This window comes from Streptomyces sp. NPDC051452, assembly GCF_044454765.1.
Lineage (GTDB): Bacteria > Actinomycetota > Actinomycetes > Streptomycetales > Streptomycetaceae > Streptomyces.
Genome location: NZ_JBITEB010000015.1, coordinates 47984 through 64763, shown reverse-complemented (window position 1 = coordinate 64763; position 16780 = coordinate 47984). Strand labels below are relative to the sequence as shown.

Sequence of the window (16780 nt, the reverse complement as noted above, 5' to 3'; positions counted from 1 at the left end):
CTCCAGGGCGGAAGTTGCGGCAGGCGGAAGAGACGGCGGCGGACGCGGGATAGGGACGGGGGGGGGGCGGGTGACGGGTGCCCGTGTGGCCGGGTGTCGGCCGGTTGCGAGGACCAGATGCGGGCTCTGCCGCGCCAGTTGCTCCCAGGTGTGGCCGGGCAAGGACCGTGCCGCCGTGCGGGACACGGAGAGGGAGGAAGGGGAGGAAGGTGAGGGAGGGGCGGGAGCGGAAAGAGGCGAAGGGGCACAGCAGCCTCCTGTGTGAGGTGCCGGGGAATCGGGTGGATCGCGGTGCGGACGCGGCGGCGGCCGATCGACGCGGGCTGCGCGTCTCGACTCTCGCCTCTCGCGTCGAGCCGCTCGTGCGGGCGCACCCGCGTCGGCAGGGCGGCGTCGACCGTGGACCGCGACAAGCGGCGAGGCGTCTTCGGCCCGGCTCAGGAGCCGCTTCGCCCCTGCTCGGCCCGGCTCGGCATCAACGGCGGCACTCGGTCCTTCATGTGGCGTCCTCCACCCGTCCCCGTGCGCCTCCTGGAGCCCTTGGGCTCCGCCCCGAGGTTTGCCTCCCTCGGTTCCTTGCCGGGTCCTGGCGTGGGGCGATGACACGATCCCCGTCTCCCGCACTGCCGGCCGCACCCCCGTGGCGGCCGACAGTGAGAGAAGTGCCCGGCAAGCGAGGCGGCATCACTATGTCTCTCCCCAAGAGCAAATGCAACCTGCCCATTTGACTTCTCATCTCACGAGAAGTTCGAAGCTCAACTTTCTCGTCTGGCGAGAAAGGAGGCATGCTTTCTCACCACGCGAGAAAGATGTATGTAGCAATGTGCCCAGGTCGGAGGCCTTGCGCCGATGTCCTAGCCTGTCGTGGTACACACGTCCTGCCCATGTTGATCGGAGTACTGTGCGCGCCATTGTCATGAGGGAATTCGGTGGTCCCGAGGTGTTGCGGTTGGAGGACGTTCCCGACCCCGAGCCCGCGCGCGGACACCAAGTGCTGGATGTGCGGTTGGCGGGTGTCAACTACGCGGATGTGCACGTCCGGGGAAATACCTATCTCGCACCGGTCGAATTGCCCTATATCCCTGGTAACGAGGTCGTCGGCACCACCGAGGACGGCAAGCGGGTCGTGGCGCTGACCCAAGGCGGCGGCTATGCGCAGAAGGTGGCCGTTCACCGGCGGCTGCAGTGGGAGATCCCCGACGAGGTCTCCGACGAACAAGCGGTGCCTCTCGCCCTGCAGGGCAACAGCGCGTACCACCTCCTCTTCACGGTCGCTCAGATCACCAAGGGGCAGACCGTCGTCATCCCCGCCGCGGCCGGCGGTGTCGGCTCGCTCGCCGTCCAGTTGGCACACCAGGCGGGCGCACGGGTCATCGCCCTCGCCGGCACGGACGAGAAGCGCCGGCTGGCCCTGGAGCTCGGGGCGGCGGCGGCCGTCGACTCCTCGGACGAGGACGGCCTGACGGAGCGGATCCTCGACGCGGCGGGCGGCCCCGTGCACGCCGCGCTGGAGATGACCGGCGGCAAGACCCTGCGACAGACCCTCGACGCCGTCGGACCGCGCGGCACACTCGCCGTATACGGCTTCGCCGGCGGGGAGCTGGCCGACATCCCCGTGCACACGTTGCTGCAGAAGTCCGTCACCGTCTCCGGCTTCTGGCTCCCGCGTCTGTACGCCGACCGGACGCTGCCGCTGACGGCGTCCATGAGGCAGCTCTTCGACGCCGTCGCCCACGGCACGCTCAAGGTCGTGACCGGCGGAACCTACCCGCTCGCCGACGCGGCCGAAGCGCATCGCGTGCTCAACAGCCGAACCGGCATGGGCAAGTTCAGTCTCGATACCACCACGTAATAATCTTGTGCCCCACCGTACGCGGCAGCACCCGCACCGCGTACCACCGCGCCCCGTCGGAGGGGCGCGGGCGCACCGAAGGGGGTACGGCCGATGAGTGGACAGCGCGGAACCGGGACCAGCTATGCCGACCGCTTCATGCGGGTGCAGCAGGCGTTCATCACCCTGGGTCCCGGTGCCCACCGGCTGTCCGAGATCGCCAGAGTCGCCGATCTCGACGACTCCACCACCGGCCGCATGCTCACCGCCGGGACCTACAACAACACCTTCGTGCGCATCGACCGAGGGCTGTACCAGCTCGGCAGTACGGTCGCCGACCTGGGGCTTCACGCACTCGCCGAGGACAACCTCTCCGGCAGCGAGGCCACCCAGGTCCTCCAGGGCCTGCGCAGGGCGACCGACAACGGCCTGGTCTTCCTGTACATGAGGGCGCCGTTCGGCATAGCGGGCAGGCAGTGCCTGGACATGGCGGTGGGGGACTCCGACCTCGTCGAACTCGGGATGACACCGCGCGACGTCCTCTCGGTCACGCGGTCGCTGCGCACCGGCGCCTCGGGCCGGACGATCCTCGCCTATCTGCCCGAACAGACCCAGCAGCGGGTGGCCGCCGACCCCGTCCCGGAGGAAGCCGGACCCGGCGTCATCCGCGACGGTGGTGAGCTGCTCGCCTCTCTCGCCGACATCCGCGACCAGGGTTACGCCCTGGGACACCAGGAGTGCATGGCGAAGTGGAACTCCGTCGCCGCCCCCGTCATCTGGGACGGCGCGATCTGGGGCGCGGTGCTGCTGCTCAAGCCCATGGACGTCATGCCCGAAGCCCCGCAGCACTACATCTACGCCACCATCACGGCGGCCGCCAGGCTGAGCCAGCTCGGCGGAGCCTGGCCGGCCGACTGAAGCCCTGGCCGAGGGCGTTGCCGATCACTAGGCGAGCGCGCCGGGCGAATCCGGGCCGAGTGTGCCTGTCGAACCCTGGTCCGCTTCGGTCGCCGAGGCGGTGGCCAACGCGGCGCGGATCGCTGCCGCCGGAAACGGTGTGCGTTTGCTCTCGGTGAGCAGGCGGCGGTGGAAGTCGTCCAGGACGACGGCGTGCGGGGCGTGGCGGTCGAGTATCGCGCCGATGGCGGCGGGGACGCCGCCGGGGCGGTGGCCGTCGGCCCATTCGCCGAGGAAGGTGCTGTGGTCCCTGCCGTCGCGCACGGCCTCGGGGAGATGGTGGCGCAGCAGGTGCCCGGGCGCGTAGCTGCGGTCGTACACCAGGTGGTCGGTGAGGAAGGCGGCCTCCGGTGCGGAGAGCCGGAAGTCGCGGCTCAGGGCGAGCCCGAAGTCCGCGAAGTAGACCTGCCGGCCGTCGGTGAGCACATTGGCGAAGTGGGTGTCGAAGTGGACCAGCCCGCGTGCGCTCATGAACTCGACCCCGCGCCGCACCGCGGCCTCTGCCCAGCCGTAGGGCGCGTCGCCTCCCGGCTCGGTCAGGGCCGCCTCGCGGGCGTCGCCGAGCCAGGCCCCGAGCGTCTGTGGCACATGCTCCAGGAAGAGCACCAGGCTGAAGGAGCAGGCGCCGATGGCCTCCAGCCGGCGGCGCACGGCAGGCGAGCCCTCCCAGTGCGCGACGGCCCCGTCCACGCCGCCGAACGCGTCGGCGAAGTCGGCCGGAGGCCGGTCGGGCAGGACACGCCAGTGATAGAGCAGCGGGAAGCCCGCGTACTCGTTCCGCAGGACCCAGGCGGTCGTCATGATGTGTGCGGCGAGTTCCCGCCAGGCCCCGAAACCCGCCGAGCCCACCCCGTATTGGTAGAAGAGAGGCAGCTCGAACAGGTTGGCGGTGGAGCGTACGTGTTCCGGACGCGTCTCGAGGTCCGTCAGTGGGACCCGTTTGACGAACACGGGCACCCCCTCCACCTCGATCTCCGTCCTGCGGCCGCCGATGCCCGATCCGTGAGCCGGCGCGGCGGCCACCACTTCGCCGAGCCTGCGGTCGCTGAGCAGGGAGAGTCGCGCGCCCACGGCCGCGTACGCGGACACGCGGGCGGGCGGCGGCAGTTCGGTCTCGTCCATCGGTGACTCCAGCGGCGCGTCGGAACAGGCCGCTGTGGATCATGTCAGACGCTGTGGATCATGTCAGAAGTCCCCGCCCCGCGTTGGGGCGCGGCGGACGTCCGTCAGGGCTGGGCCGTCAGCGCGAAGGCCTGCGCGGCGGAGTTGTCGCAGGTGCGTTGGGTGAGCTGGACGCCGGTGCCGGCCGTGGCCGCCGCGCTGAGGCACTTGCCACTGTGCCGGGCGACGAAGTGGTAGGCGCCGTCCGGCTGTTGGTCGGCACGCCACTGCTGGTTCCGGCCGTTGCCGTACGACCAGAGCTGGAGCGGGGCATCGTCGGCGGTGGAGCGGTCGGTGACGTCGACGACCTGCTGGGGATTGCCCCGGTTGGTGATCCGCAGGTATCCGCTGTCCGTGGAGCGGAACTGGTACTGCTGGGCGGTGGTGTTGTTGCAGGTGTACTGCTGCACCGCGGTGCCGTTCGCGGTGGCGGCGGCCCGGGCGTCGACGCAGGTGCCGTTGCCGCTGTTGCGGAGCGTGTACCAGGCCGACTCCGAGATGGGCCCGGACGGGGGCTGGGTCTGCGTCGCCCCGCCCAGCCACTTCAGTCCGTCGAGGACGAACCTGTTCTGCGTCTCGCTGGCGAAGGTCGAGGACAGCGGGGTGTTGGTGGAGTAGTCCATGGCGTTGTGGCCGAAATTGGCGTACAGCATCCTGTACTTGGTGTTCGTCCACAGGATCGGGTAGTAACCGCCGTACCAGGTCTGGTCGGGGTCGGTGCCGACCGGGAAGCTGCTGGGGTCGATCGAGGCCAGGATCTTGATGTCGGGGTTCTGTCGCAGGTCGTTGGACCAGCTGTACCACTCGCTCACCGACGAGGCGAAGGTGGCCGGCAGGTTCCTGGTCGCCGGGTGGGTGCGGTCCTCCACCCGCAGTACGGCCGAGGTCGGCCCCCAGGTGTTGGACCGGAAGTTGCCCGACCCCAGGAACTGGTCGTGGTACCAGGACCAGCCCGAGGCGTTCGTGGTGAACGCCGAGACGTGGAAGCCCAGCCAGCCACCGCCGGAGCGCATGTACTGCTCGAAACCGGTGCGTTGGGCCGCCGTCTGGGGCAGATCGTCGAGGAAGAGCACCACCTGGTACGCCTTCACCCCGCCGTTGGCGAGCAGGTCCCAGTCGTTGCTGGCGGTATAGGTGAACCCGTTGGCCTCGGCCTGCCGGGGGAACCACTCGTTCGCCTCTTTGGCGAAGCTGATGTGTGCCGCGTCCCAGGTGCCGTTGTACAGGGCCAGCACCTTGAAGGGGGCGGCGGCCCGGGGCGCGGCCTGCGCCGGCGCTTGGGCCAGGCCGAGCAGGAGGGCCAGCAGGAGCAACAGTCTGGGAAGCAAGGACGGGACGGGGGAGGAGGCGCTGCCAGTGCGCACGTGTGCTCCTGTCGTACGGAGGTGGGGGGCGAGCGGCTTTACTGTTAACTCAAGGCTTGAGTAAAGACCCTGTGAGGGCCCCCTGGGAAGTGGAAGGTCTGAACCAACCGCCGGTGCGCAAGGGTCGGCCCTGGAGCCTGCCGCTGGAGGACCGGGTGCTGCTGGTCGCCGCGTACCAGCGGACCAACCTCCCCCTGCGTCAACTGGCGCCGCAGTTCGAGGTGTCCAGTCTGCGGCTGGCCGCATCATCGACCACCTCGCACCCTCGCTCGCCCTGCAGCAGCGCAAGCGGTGGGCTTACTCTTTGTGTGCGCGGCGTAGGTCTCTGACGGTTTCGCCGAACTCGGTTTTCAGTGCTCTGCCGAGGTGCTTGGTGTCGAGTACGCCCCACTGTGACGCGATCGCGGCGGTGGACCGGTCGGCGTAGGCGGGGTTGAGTAGGTCGCGTCGGATCCGCAGCAGACGTTCATGCCGGATCCAGGCAGCGAAGGTCAGGTCACCGCGCTGGAAGAGTGTGTGGAGGTGTCGGACGGAGATCTGATGCCGGCGTGCGACCTGTTCGGCGCTGAGCTGGTCGTCGTCGAGGTTCGCCAGTGCATAGGCGCGGATGCGGTCGGCGAGGGCGCTGGCGACGGTGGCCCGCTCGGGGCTGGTGTCGGTGAAAGCGGCGAGCAGTAGCGAGATGACGGCGTCGACCAGGTGCATGCGTGCTGGCGCTTGGCTGGGGAGGTCTTCGTCCAGTCCGGACAACGCGCAGCTGAGGAGTCTTCCGGGCTTGGATTGGGTGGATATGGGCAGTGCAGTGCGGCGGCCTATGGAGTCCGCGTGCCAGCCGAGGCTTGGGCGGGGCACACAGAGCACGGTCATGTCGCTGGGGGTGACGCCGACGAGCCGGTAGGGCCGAGTGTTATCACAGGCGAACAGTTCACCGGGTTTCAGCACGGTGGTCCGGTCGTCCTGGGTCACGATGAGCCGGCCCCGATGGTGCAGAGTAAGGTGCATCAACTCCCGGTCGGTGGAGGTGATGTTGTGGCTGTCCCGCGTCACCGTCGCGGCGGTGGCGTGGATGCGGGCCACGATCACAGGCCCGATGGCCGTGTGGTCGACCGTGGCCTGGAACTCCGGGGGCTCGGGATCGGTCACCCGCAGCGGGGCGAACAAGGACGAGGCCGCTGCCTCGAAGGACTCTGTTCCGCTTAAACGAGAATCGTTGCTGTCCGTCATGCCGGTGCACTCCCAGATCGCCCGTCTGCGCGGGCATTCTACAGTCGCGTTTGCACGAACTGGGGAGTCACGGTGCACGTCATGGTGCTTGCGCCTCTCGGGCGGCACATAAGCTCGTCACCTGCAGCGCCCTCGGGCGTGCTTGGGCTGGCCCAGGTATTTACTGGGCCCGCGCTGTCATTCAGGGGTGCGCAACGCGCACGTTGAATGTCCTGGCACGCCCTGAGGTGCACGACAAAGCTCATGCGTATTGTCGTCACAGTAGGGGGATATCGCAGAATGCGTGTCAAGAGCTCAGTCTTCGCCGTGATCAGCGCCGTGGTCTGGCTACTGGCGGCTAATCTTGCCGTCGGATCGACTCAGGCCCAGGCCGCCGCTCCATCGAATCATCAGGTGGGAACCTACTTCATAAAGCTGCCTCCGGCACCTCGTGGTGCCCACTCAGCGGCAGCACTGGCGCCAGACGCGACTTCTCCGTGGATCGACCCATCCGTCAACACAACGGAGAACGATCCGGGCGACATTGTCCCTTGCCACTCGGGGGTGCTTTGCCCTGCCGTGTGGGATCCCACGACGGCGAAGTGGAAGGTCTTCAACCTGTCCCGCTGTGCCCTGTACAAGGTGTTCTACTGGAACGACTGGGGCCAGTACGTCGACAATCAGACTGGCGGCGTTGAATCGCGCTACTACGACCAGGGCTACAACATCGTAAATCGCTTCTGGCCGACCGGAGATGCAATCTTCGATCAGAGGTGGGACGAGGTTTACTACATCCGCAACTGCTTCTGAGTCGGGGCGGCCAATTCGAGGGACTCGCCTTCGCTGACCGAGCCGCCCCAACCCGGCACTTTCCCGAGCTTGCTGAGCCTTGAGCTCGCTGCGCTGTATTGCTGTCACTGTGAGGTACGCGCAGGGCGGCGGCTTGAACGACGCCCAGAGGGCAGCCCGGGCGCCGGCCGGGGCCCCTTTTTGCGCGCCCCGGCCGCGTGCTGGTGAGCCCGCACGATCGTGGAGTCCACCGACACGGCCCAGCTCAGGTCCTCGTCCGCGTCGGCCTGGGCGACCAAAGCGGTGAACACCCGCTCCCAGGTTCCGTCCACGGCCCACATCCGCAGCCGGTTGTAGACGCCTCGCCAGTTGCCGTACGCCGGGCTCGGTCCGCATCTCCCGCCACTGCCCGCCCGTCTTGAACCGCCGGATCACGCCCTCGAACTGCTGCCGCAGCCGCTCGGGGTACGGGCCGTACCCGCCGATCGGCAGATACGGTTCGATGAACTCCCATCCTTTGTCGGTCAGTTGCACTCGCGTCACGTAAGACGATCTAGCTTCCGTGAGTCACTGCCCACGGAGAACGCGCCGCCGGGGTGTTGAACGGCCCTCGGAGCGAGGTGGCGTGTCGGCCGCCAGGAATCGGAACGGCGAGCCGGGGCCCGGAGTTCGGACCGGGGTCCGTATGTGGCCGCCTGCGGGCTTTAGCCTGCCGGTGTGCGTGCCGTGCCCCTGGTGCGGAGGTGCTGACTGAGGAAGAGGGCGGCGCGGTCCAGTGCCTCGTCGGCTTCGTCCAGGACGCCGGCGAACGCCTGGAAGACATGTGGAACGTCAGCGGTGATGTCCAGGATGACGTCCACTCCGGCTTCCCTCGCGCGCGTGGCCATGCGTGTGGAGTCGTCCAGGAGTATTTCGTTGGTGCCCGCCTGCAGAAGCATCGGAGGGAAGCCGGTCAGGTCGGCGAGGGTGGCGGGGCTGAGCATGGGCTGATGCGGATCCTGTCCCGCAAGGTACATGGCCCCGGTGTTTTCCAGGCTTTCACGCGTGAAGAACGGGTCGATGCCCGCCTTGGTGTCCATGCTCTCGCCTGTCCGGGTCATGTCGAGTCCGGGGGAGAACGCCACGATTGCGGCGGGCATGGGCAGGCCCGCGTCGCGGGCGGCGAGGCAGGTGGTGACGGTGAGGCCGCCACCGGCGGAGTCCCCGGCGAACGCGATCGCCGAAGGGTCTTCGCCGCTGTCGATAAGTGCGCGGTAGGCGCTCAGTCCGTCCTCGATCGCGGCCGGGAACGGATGATCAGGGGCAAGCCGGTAATCCAGGGAGAACGCCCTGAACCCTGTTTTCGTCACCAGGTTCCCCGTCAGTGACATCGCCGTCTCCGGTGAACCGACCACGTAGGAGCCGCCGTGAAAGTAGAGGATCGTCCCGACCTTGGGAGTGTCGGTCGGCTCGACGAGCAGCGCGGGCCGATCGCCGAGCGTCGCAGCCCGGGTGCGGATCCCGGCCCGGACGATCATTTGCCCCATCATCGCCCTGAACCCGGCGCGGAGCTCCTCCACCGACCGAGGGTTCTCCGGTCGAGGCTGTCGGACCATCGCGTCGATTTCCGCGCGCTGCTGCCTGCTCATTGTCGCCTCCATCGCAAGTACATGCCAAAGAATTATATGCCTAGGCATCTAGGCTAGAATATATGCCATGGCATCCAAGTCAAGCCGTGCCCCGATCGACCTCCCGGGCTTCTTCGCCGATCTCGTCCGCTGCGAGACACGCCTCTACAACGCGCTGAACGACCGCCTTCGCGAGCGGCACGGGATCGTCACCTCGCAGTTCGAGTTCCTGCGCTTCTTGCGCGACCACCCCGGGTCCCGGGTCGCGGACCTCGCCACCGAATTCGCCATCGGGATCGGCGCGACCAGCAAGGGCATCGACCGCCTGGAGAAGCAGGCCTGGGTCATACGGCGAACCAATCCATCGGATCGCCGCTCATCACTGCTGGACCTGACCGCCGGAGGCCTGCAACTCGTCGAGGCGGCGGAGGCGACCTTCACCAACACGCTGGCCGAGCTGACCGCAGACGTCCTGGGCGGTCCCTCAGGACCGGGCGCCGCACAGATCGTCGCGGAGTTGCGCTCTGTACTCGAACGCGACCAGATCGGCCTGCCCACTGGCTGACCGGCATGCGCATCCAGCGCGACTGCCCCGGTGTGCTGCGCCGGTGACCGCTTGGCCTTCGCCGCCGAACGCCAAGCCGGGCAGGAGGAGGGGCTGTTGCCCGGAGCACGCAGCCTTCAAGGACGTCACGCGGGGCGCCCCGTCCGCCGAGGTCGGCTGCTGGACCGTGGAAGTGGTACGAACTGAGCGCGGTCCTGCCCGCGATGCCGTCCGAGTGCCCCGCCCACGGCCACCCGCATGTCCGAGAGCATGGCCCCCGAGTGCCCGAGTGCCCGAGTGCCCGAGTGCCCGAGCGGCCAGAACGGTGACATGCGCCTACGCGCACATCACCGTCCTGGCCGCCTATGGGTCGCGATGTCGCCCGCCGGACGGTTCGCCAACCTGCGGCGTGGCCCTGGCCTCAGGTTCTGTCGTCCGGCGCGCGACGGTCGCGTTCGTGTCGCTGTTCGTTCCTAACGCTTTCAGCCCAGGACGATCACCACGACGCCGCCCCCGTTGAGCAGACCACTGCGGAAGTAGCCGCCGCGGTCGCCGTAGCCGTTGCAGAAGCCGTTGTAGAAGCCACCGCCGTAGCAGCCGTAGTGGGTGGGTACGTGTGTCGGCGTGGCTGCCGAAGCCGTGCCCGACAGGCCGACGGCGGCGCCACCGGCCATGAGAACACTGACCGCCGACGCTGCGAAGAGACGCCTCGCGCGCTGTCCTTTCATGGGCCTACCTTCTTTCCGCCCCTCGAGAGGGTTCTGGACCGAGGGGATGGCCGGGCCGCCGTGGGATGACACGGTGCGGCCATGGGTGTTGCCGCGTCGGGAGAGATACGTCGCGCGATGTGGGCGAGATGCCCTGTGACCAGGGACCTCGCTGCACCGGCGTCGTACCCCCCGTAACGCGGCCCTCTCTCATCACGCTAACCGCCCACCGACGAGCCAGCATCTCGGCCCACCGGCGGCCCGGGCCCGCCGAGGATCCGGGCACGGTGTGCGCGTGTGGGCGCGGATCGGTGACCGCGGACGATCTCATGCGTGACCCGACCGGACGGCGGGGTGTGGGGCGACGTCCTCCTGCGGCTCCAACCACCGTTATGACGCGCGGCGTTGGGAGCCGAGACGGCGAGTACGGCGGTCCGCTCCCCGAGGGTCCACGGCGCACCGGGACGTGCACCGACCGTCACTGAACGTCACCGGCAGCGGTGATGTAATGGGCGTCACTTTCGGTCATGTCACAGCCGGCGAAGCCATCTCGTCAAGACGGTGCAGGCACCTACGACGACATCAGGAGCGCACCATGGCAGCCCGTCTTAACCTCTTCGCCGACGCCGTCACCGCCGAGTTCGGCAAGCACCTCGTCGCCGCGGGCAAGGTGCTCGCCGCCTCGACGCTGCCGGCCGCGACAGGGGAACTGGTGAAGCTCCGCGCCAGCCAGATCAACGGTTGCGGATTCTGCGTGGACATGCACAGCAAGGACGCCGCCCACGCCGGGGAGAGCGCCGAGCGCCTCCACCTGGTCGCGGCCTGGCGGGAGGCCACGGTGTTCACCGAGGCCGAGCGTGCCGCCCTGGAACTGGCCGAGCAGGGCACCCGCATCGCCGACGCGGCCGGCGGCGTCACGGACGAGGCCTGGGCCCAGGCCGCCAAGTACTACGACGAGGAGCAGCTCGCCGCCCTGGTGTGCACCATATCCCTGATCAACGCCTTCAACCGCGGGAACGTCATGGTCCAGCAGCCCGCCGGTGACTACCGGCCCGGCCGGTTCGCCTGACCGGGAGGGCGCGCCCCGCGCCGGTGTCCCGACCGGCACGGGTCAGCGCCGCTCGAGCCAGGCCTCGTAGCGGGTGGAGGCGATGTGCGTCGTGTCGTCGCCGACGAGCACCCCGTCGGGCATGCCCGCGAACGGGCCGACGGTCTCGTCGGTGACGACCGTGCGGCCGTCCGGCTTGACGGCGAGGGTGATCTCACCGAGTCGGTCGAGCCGCTCGATCTCGGGGCCCGCGATGCCGCGCACGCCGTTCGACGGCTCGCCCTGAGCCGCCTCCGCGACGGCGGCGACCACATCGGCCGAGGCGATCGGACGCAGTCGCAGGGAGGGCAGGTGCACCTGCCCTCCCTGCGTGGACATGTCCATAACCGGGGCGATGAACTCGAAGAACTGGGTGGCGCGCACGATGCTGTAGGGCACTCCGCCGCTCCGCACGGCCTCCTCCTGGGCGACCTTGGCCCGGTAGTAGCCGTAGTCGGGCACCTGGTCCGCACCGACGATCGAGAGCGTGACGTGATGGCGGACGCCCGCTGCCCGTTCCGCCTCGATCATGTGCCGGGCCGACCGCGTGAAGAAGTCCAGCGCCGGCTCCGCGTCGAAGGACGGCGAGTTCGACACGTCCACGACGACGTCCGCGCCTTCGAGAGCCGGCGCCAGTCCCTCACCGGTGAGGGCGTCCACACCCGTGGAAGGGGAGGCCGCCACGGCCTCGTGACCACGGTCGCGCAACACGGCGACCAGCTGCGAGCCGATGAGTCCCGTACCGCCGATGACCACGATCTTCATCACTGTCTCCGTCCGCCGAGTGACTTTCATGAATACCGGCGAGATCGCCGGAACCCGTGCGGCAACACGCACAAGAGTCAGGACGAAAGGAAAGAAAGCGGACAGGACGGACGGGGCGGGGGCGGGAGGACGGGGGCGGGAGGTGTGGCAGGGGTCAGAGTGTCGACAGGTCGACGGCCCGGTCGACGGCCCGCGGCCGCAGCACGCGCAGGATCCCTTCGAGCAGGTAGTAGTCGGCGTAGGGCAGGGAGATCTCGATGCCGTCCTCGGCCGGCCGGTTGCGGGTGCAGCGGGCCACGACCGCCTCGGCGCGGGCCGACTTCCTCGTCAGGCAGGTCTGCGACAACGCGGTGAGGATGCGCACCGCGACCTGGCGGTAGGTGTGCCGGCCGGTCGCCGTGGCCAGGTCGAGCAGTCCGCACGCCATGATGGCGCCCGCCGAAGCGTCCTTGACGTCGTGGGGTTGCTGTGGCGCCCGGTAGTCCCACACGGGTATGTGGTCCGTGCCCAGCGCTTCCACCGCGTAGTCGGCCAGTCTGCGTGCCGTGGCCAGGAACCTTGGGTCACCGGTCCTTCGGTACATGGTGGTGAAGCCGTAGACGCCCCAGGCCTGTCCACGCGACCAGCAGGAGTCGGCGCTGTAGCCCTGGACCGTGTTCGGGCCGATCGGTGCGCCGCTGTCGGGGTCGAAGTCGTACACGTGCGGGGTCGAACCGTCCGGGCGGGGAAAGAACCGTTGCACCGTCCTGGCATGCTCCACGGCGACGCCCAGATACTCCCCGTCGCCGGTCTGCCGGCTGGCGAAGGCCAGCAGATCGAGGTTCATCATCGTGTCCATGATCACCCGGCCCGCGTTGCCGGTGTCGTCGAGTGCCCCCCAGGCACGGATGAAGCGACCGCGCGGGTTGTACCGCCGGACCAGCGACCTGGCCGCCTGCACGGCACCGTCGCGCCAGCTGTCGTCGCCCGTCAGCCGCCAGGCGGTGACCCAGGACGGGTAGAAGAGGAAGCCGAGGTCGTGGGTGGAGGTGTCGTACTGGCGGGGGGCGAGTCCCCGCGCCGAGTCGAGTGCCAGCGTGCGGAAGGTGTCGTCCTCGCTGTAGAGGTACGCCATCCACAGTGTCCCCGGCCAGAACCCTCCCACCCAGTCACCGTTCCGGGAGAACGTCCACTTCTCGAACTTCGTCCCGACGGGATAGCCGCTCACCCTCGGCGCGATCGCCCGCAACTTCTCCACCGCGTAGTCCGCCGCGTCGCGCAGCACACGCGCGGCCGACGCCGGCTCCTGGTCCGCGGACGGGGTCGCGGCGTGCGCGGGTGCGGCGGCGGTGGCGGTGACCGTGGCGCCGGCCGTCACAGCCAGCACGGTACGCCGGGAAATGCTCATGGATGCCCTCCAATCAAGCGGTGCCGCAAGGACGTTGAGGGAGTCTGGCATGACCGGCACCCCGGCGTACACCCACATGGGCGGAGTTCATGTCCGTGAACGGGTGGCGCCGGCAGGCCCGTCGTCTCCCTCGGGTCGCCCCAGTGCGCGTCGGAGCCAGCGCGAGCGGGCGTGGTGGGCGTCCTGGCTGACGGTCGCCCCGGGCGCGAAGGTGTCGAAGCCGTGACAGGCACCGGTCCACACGTGCAGCTCGGGCTGGCCGCCGGCCCGCCAGATCGCGTCGGCGTACGCCACGCACTCGTCCCGGAAGGTCTCGGCCGAGCCCACCTCGATATAGGCCGGGGGCAGCCCGGACAGATCCGTGGCGCGCGCGGGGGCCGCGTATGGCGGCACATCGGCGGTGCCGTACCGGTCGCCCAACACCGCCTGCCACGCGGTGGCGTTGGAGGTGCGGTCCCAGGTGTCGACGCCGGCCATCTGGCGACTGGAGCAGGTGTCGGCGCGCTCGTCGAGCATCGGGGACAGAAGCAGTTGCCCGATCGGTACGGGGCCGCCCCGGTCGCGGCCGAGGAGGGCGAGTGCCGTCGCGAGCCCACCGCCGGCGCTCTTCCCCCCGACGACGACACGGTCCGCGTCGATGCCCAGGCCGGCCGCCTGCTCGGCGACGTACGCGAGCCCTGCGTAACAGGCCTCCAGTGGTTGCGGATAGCGCGCCCGCGGTGCCAACGGGTACTCGACCGACGCGACGGCCAGCCCCAGGGGGAGCGCCCATTCGCGCAGCAGACGCGGGAGTACGGACCACGCGTTGCCCATGATCATGCCGCCGCCGTGCAGGTAGTACAGCAAGGGCAGCGGCCCGGTGATCCCGGCGGGACGCGCGATCACCAGCGTGACGTCCCGCTCGCCCGCCGCCCGCGGCACACACGACTCGGCCACCTCGAAACGGCCGTCGGCCTGGAGGTCCCTGACCGTGGGCCGCGGCCGGGCCGTGGCATCCCGTCTCTGCCGCGCCGCGAGGTTCTCCCGGGTGAACGGCTCCCGCACCGAGTCGCCCAACGTCGCCAAGACACCGGCCAGTTCGGGATCCAGTGGGGGAGCGGCCAGGGGCACCGGGGCGGGGGAGGGGCCAGGACCGGGCCGCGAGGGCGCGCCACCGACACCCTCGGGTCCACCGCCGACACGCATGGGCGTAGTCAACCACCCCTCGTGCGGCCGTGGTTGCCGCCAGGGCGGCCCGCCCGTCCGCCTGTCAGAGAGCCCGCGCGATGAGCAGGGCCACGTCGTCGTGGTCGTCGAGGTTGCGCAGGCCGTACAGCAGGAGATCGCAGGTCTCCTCCAGCGGCCGGTGCGGCTCGTCCAGGAAGCCCAGCAGCGCGTTCAGGCGGTCGTCGATGGCGTGCTGACGGGTCTCCACGAGGCCGTCGGTGTAGAGGACCAGCAGATCGCTGGGGCGCAGTTCGACCGTGGCCGACTCGAACGGGACACCCCCGACGCCCAGTGGGGCCCCGGTCGGCAGGTCGAGGAGGGCCGCGGCGCCGCCCGGCCGCGCGAGAGCGGGCGGCATGTGTCCGGCGTTGGCGATGGTGCACCGCCTGGTGCGGGGGTCGTACACGGCGTAGAGGCAGGTGACGATGTAGTGCTCCAGATCGCAGGTGACCTTGTCCAGGTGCTGGAGCACCTCGCCCGGGGCCAGGTCGAGTTCGGCGTAGGCACAGGTGGCGGTGCGCAGCCGGCCCATGGTCGCGGCGGCGTCGATGCCGTTGCCCATGACGTCCCCGACCACGAGGGCCGTCTTGTCGTCCGCCAGCGAGATGACGTCGTACCAGTCGCCGCCGACCTCGCTGGTGGCCTGCGCCGGCTGGTAGCGGGAGGCGACCTCGAGACCGGTGTGGTGGGGCGAGTGGTCGGGCAGCAGGCTGCGCTGGAGGGTGAGCGCGGTGTTGCGGACGCTCTGGAACCACCGGGCGTTGTCGATGGCCACGGCGGCCCGCCCGGCCAGCTCGCTCGCCAGGACCACGTCGTCCTCGTCGAACGGCGCCGGATTGCGGGTGCGCTTGAGATCGAGGGCGCCGATCACCTCGCCGTGGGCGATCAGCGGCACCGCCAGGTACGAGTGGACGCCGGCCTTGGCCAGCAGCGCACCGGCCTGCGCGTCCCGGGCGATGCGGGGCAGGTCCTGCGCCTCGACGTGGGGGATCAGGACCGGCCGGCCGGTGTGCACGCACAGGGTGACCAGCCGGTCGCCGTCGTAGGCGGCGAGGTCACCCGGCGGGTCGGCGGCGCGCACGGCGTCCGTGGGATGGGTGGCTTTCAGCGCGAGCGCCCGGAAGATTTCCGGGCCGTTGTCGGGCTTGCGCATACGCCGACAGGACAGCGCGGCGTCGAGCACGTCGACCGCCACCACGTCGGCCAGCGCCGGGGCGGCGATCTCGGCGAGCTCGTGGGCGGTCTCGTGCACGTCCAGCGTGGTGCCGACCCGCGTGGACGCCTCGGCCACGAGCGCCAGGCGCCGGCGCGCCCGGTCGGCCTCGCCGGCCGCGCGATGCCGTTCGGTGACGTCGACGACGGAGGCGGCGGCGCCCAGCACCCGGCCGCCGGGATCCTCCAGGCGGTAGAAGGACAGCGACCAGGCGTGCTCGTGGTCGGGATCGGCCTCGGGCCGGCCCACGTGGAACTGGTCGAGGAGCGGAGTGCCGGTGGTGAGCACCTGACGCAGGGCGGACTCGACGCTGTCGACGTCCGGGAAGGGCAGGGTCTCGCGGAGGTGCCGGCCGACGTGGTCCTCGGCCGGGATGCCGTCGATGCGTTCCAGCGCCGGGTTGGCGAGCAGATACCGCAGGTCGGGGTCGAGGAGGGCCAGCCCGATGGGCGACTGGTTGATCAGCTGCTCGCACAGGGCCAGGTCGGTCTCGACGCGCTGGAGCAGGTTGTGGTCGGCCGCGATCCCCAGCGCGTAGACGTCCCCGAGGTCGTCCAGCAGCCGCATGGTGCGGAACTCCGTCAGGCGGCTGCTGCCGTCCTTGTGCCGCACGGGAAAGGCGCCGGCCCAGCCCCGGCCGCTCTGCAGGACGTCGGAGAACAGGCTCATCACGGCCTGCAGATGCTCGGGGTGGATGAGCAGGCGTGCCGCGTGCTTGCCGAGGGCCTCCTCCGCCGAGTAGCCGAACAACTCCTCGGCCTGCGGGGTCCAGAAGACCACGCGGCCACGGGTGTCCAGGGCCACCGCGGCGACGCTCAGCACGTCCAGCAGGCCGGTCGGCCGGGGCAGCTCGGGGCGCTGCGCGTCGGGGCCGGTCCCCGAGGAGTCCACTGCCATCCGGGATCCACCTCCACCGGCCGGTCGGCCGACCCGGCTGTCGACGTCGCCCCGGCCACGCG

Annotated in this window: 14 protein-coding genes and 1 pseudogene; 6 read left to right on the top strand and 9 right to left on the bottom strand. The window is 69.8% G+C overall.

Going from position 1 to position 16780, the window contains the following annotated elements; genetic code table 11:
* Window positions 1–916 precede the first annotated feature (916 nt).
* Entirely contained in the window at window positions 917–1852 is a 936-nt protein-coding gene (locus tag ACIBA9_RS28855) for a zinc-binding alcohol dehydrogenase family protein (protein WP_399367482.1), read from the top strand.
* A gap of 93 nt (window positions 1853–1945) precedes the next feature.
* Window positions 1946–2749: an IclR family transcriptional regulator C-terminal domain-containing protein gene (locus tag ACIBA9_RS28850; protein WP_399367480.1), complete on the top strand. Its 804-nt coding sequence runs from the start codon at window positions 1946–1948 to the stop codon at window positions 2747–2749.
* Window positions 2750–2776: 27 nt separating this feature from the next.
* Here ACIBA9_RS28850 and ACIBA9_RS28845 read toward each other — a convergent pair whose 3' ends face one another.
* Window positions 2777–3910, bottom strand: a complete 1134-nt coding sequence (locus tag ACIBA9_RS28845) for a protein kinase family protein (RefSeq protein WP_399367478.1) — start codon at window positions 3908–3910, stop codon at window positions 2777–2779.
* Between the two features lie 104 nt (window positions 3911–4014).
* Window positions 4015–5313, bottom strand: coding sequence for a ThuA domain-containing protein (locus ACIBA9_RS28840; RefSeq protein ID WP_399367476.1), 1299 nt, complete (start codon window positions 5311–5313; stop codon window positions 4015–4017).
* Between the two features lie 113 nt (window positions 5314–5426).
* Between ACIBA9_RS28840 and ACIBA9_RS28835 the strand changes: the two are divergent.
* Window positions 5427–5611: pseudogene (locus ACIBA9_RS28835) on the top strand (transposase family protein); the annotation flags it as partial.
* On the opposite strand, the gene ACIBA9_RS28830 reads toward ACIBA9_RS28835, so the two are convergent.
* Window positions 5611–6537, bottom strand: coding sequence for a helix-turn-helix domain-containing protein (locus tag ACIBA9_RS28830; protein WP_399367474.1), 927 nt, complete (start codon window positions 6535–6537; stop codon window positions 5611–5613). The pseudogene ACIBA9_RS28835 and the gene ACIBA9_RS28830 overlap by 1 nt on opposite strands.
* Window positions 6538–6780: 243 nt before the next feature.
* Between ACIBA9_RS28830 and ACIBA9_RS28825 the strand changes: the two genes are divergently transcribed.
* Window positions 6781–7326: a hypothetical protein gene (locus ACIBA9_RS28825; RefSeq protein WP_399367472.1), complete on the top strand. Its 546-nt coding sequence runs from the start codon at window positions 6781–6783 to the stop codon at window positions 7324–7326.
* A 683-nt stretch (window positions 7327–8009) separates the two neighbouring features.
* On the opposite strand, the gene ACIBA9_RS28820 is transcribed toward ACIBA9_RS28825, so the two are convergent.
* Complete coding sequence (locus ACIBA9_RS28820; RefSeq protein ID WP_399367470.1) at window positions 8010–8933, bottom strand: alpha/beta hydrolase; 924 nt, start codon at window positions 8931–8933, stop codon at window positions 8010–8012.
* 67 nt (window positions 8934–9000) lie between these two features.
* On the opposite strand from ACIBA9_RS28820, the gene ACIBA9_RS28815 reads away from it, so the two are divergent.
* Complete coding sequence (locus ACIBA9_RS28815; RefSeq protein WP_399367468.1) at window positions 9001–9477, top strand: MarR family winged helix-turn-helix transcriptional regulator; 477 nt, start codon at window positions 9001–9003, stop codon at window positions 9475–9477.
* Window positions 9478–9938: 461 nt separating this feature from the next.
* On the opposite strand, the gene ACIBA9_RS28810 is transcribed toward ACIBA9_RS28815, so the two are convergent.
* Window positions 9939–10184, bottom strand: coding sequence for a hypothetical protein (locus ACIBA9_RS28810; protein WP_399367466.1), 246 nt, complete (start codon window positions 10182–10184; stop codon window positions 9939–9941).
* A 574-nt stretch (window positions 10185–10758) separates the two neighbouring features.
* On the opposite strand from ACIBA9_RS28810, the gene ACIBA9_RS28805 reads away from it, so the two are divergent.
* Window positions 10759–11232, top strand: coding sequence for a carboxymuconolactone decarboxylase family protein (locus ACIBA9_RS28805; RefSeq protein ID WP_399367464.1), 474 nt, complete (start codon window positions 10759–10761; stop codon window positions 11230–11232).
* 42 nt (window positions 11233–11274) lie between these two features.
* Here ACIBA9_RS28805 and ACIBA9_RS28800 read toward each other — a convergent pair whose 3' ends face one another.
* The 4 genes from ACIBA9_RS28800 to ACIBA9_RS28785 form a co-directional block, all read right to left on the bottom strand.
* Window positions 11275–12015 (bottom strand): SDR family oxidoreductase, encoded by a 741-nt coding sequence (locus ACIBA9_RS28800; protein ID WP_399367462.1) that lies wholly within the window; start codon window positions 12013–12015, stop codon window positions 11275–11277.
* Between the two features lie 154 nt (window positions 12016–12169).
* Window positions 12170–13402, bottom strand: a complete 1233-nt coding sequence (locus ACIBA9_RS28795; RefSeq protein ID WP_399367460.1) for a glucuronyl hydrolase — start codon at window positions 13400–13402, stop codon at window positions 12170–12172.
* Window positions 13403–13489: 87 nt separating this feature from the next.
* Window positions 13490–14587, bottom strand: a complete 1098-nt coding sequence (locus ACIBA9_RS28790) for an alpha/beta hydrolase (protein ID WP_399367458.1) — start codon at window positions 14585–14587, stop codon at window positions 13490–13492.
* A gap of 64 nt (window positions 14588–14651) precedes the next feature.
* The gene (locus ACIBA9_RS28785; RefSeq protein ID WP_399367456.1) at window positions 14652–16718 is read right to left on the bottom strand and encodes a SpoIIE family protein phosphatase; all 2067 of its coding nucleotides are present in this window, start codon (window positions 16716–16718) and stop codon (window positions 14652–14654) included.
* Window positions 16719–16780 lie beyond the last annotated feature (62 nt).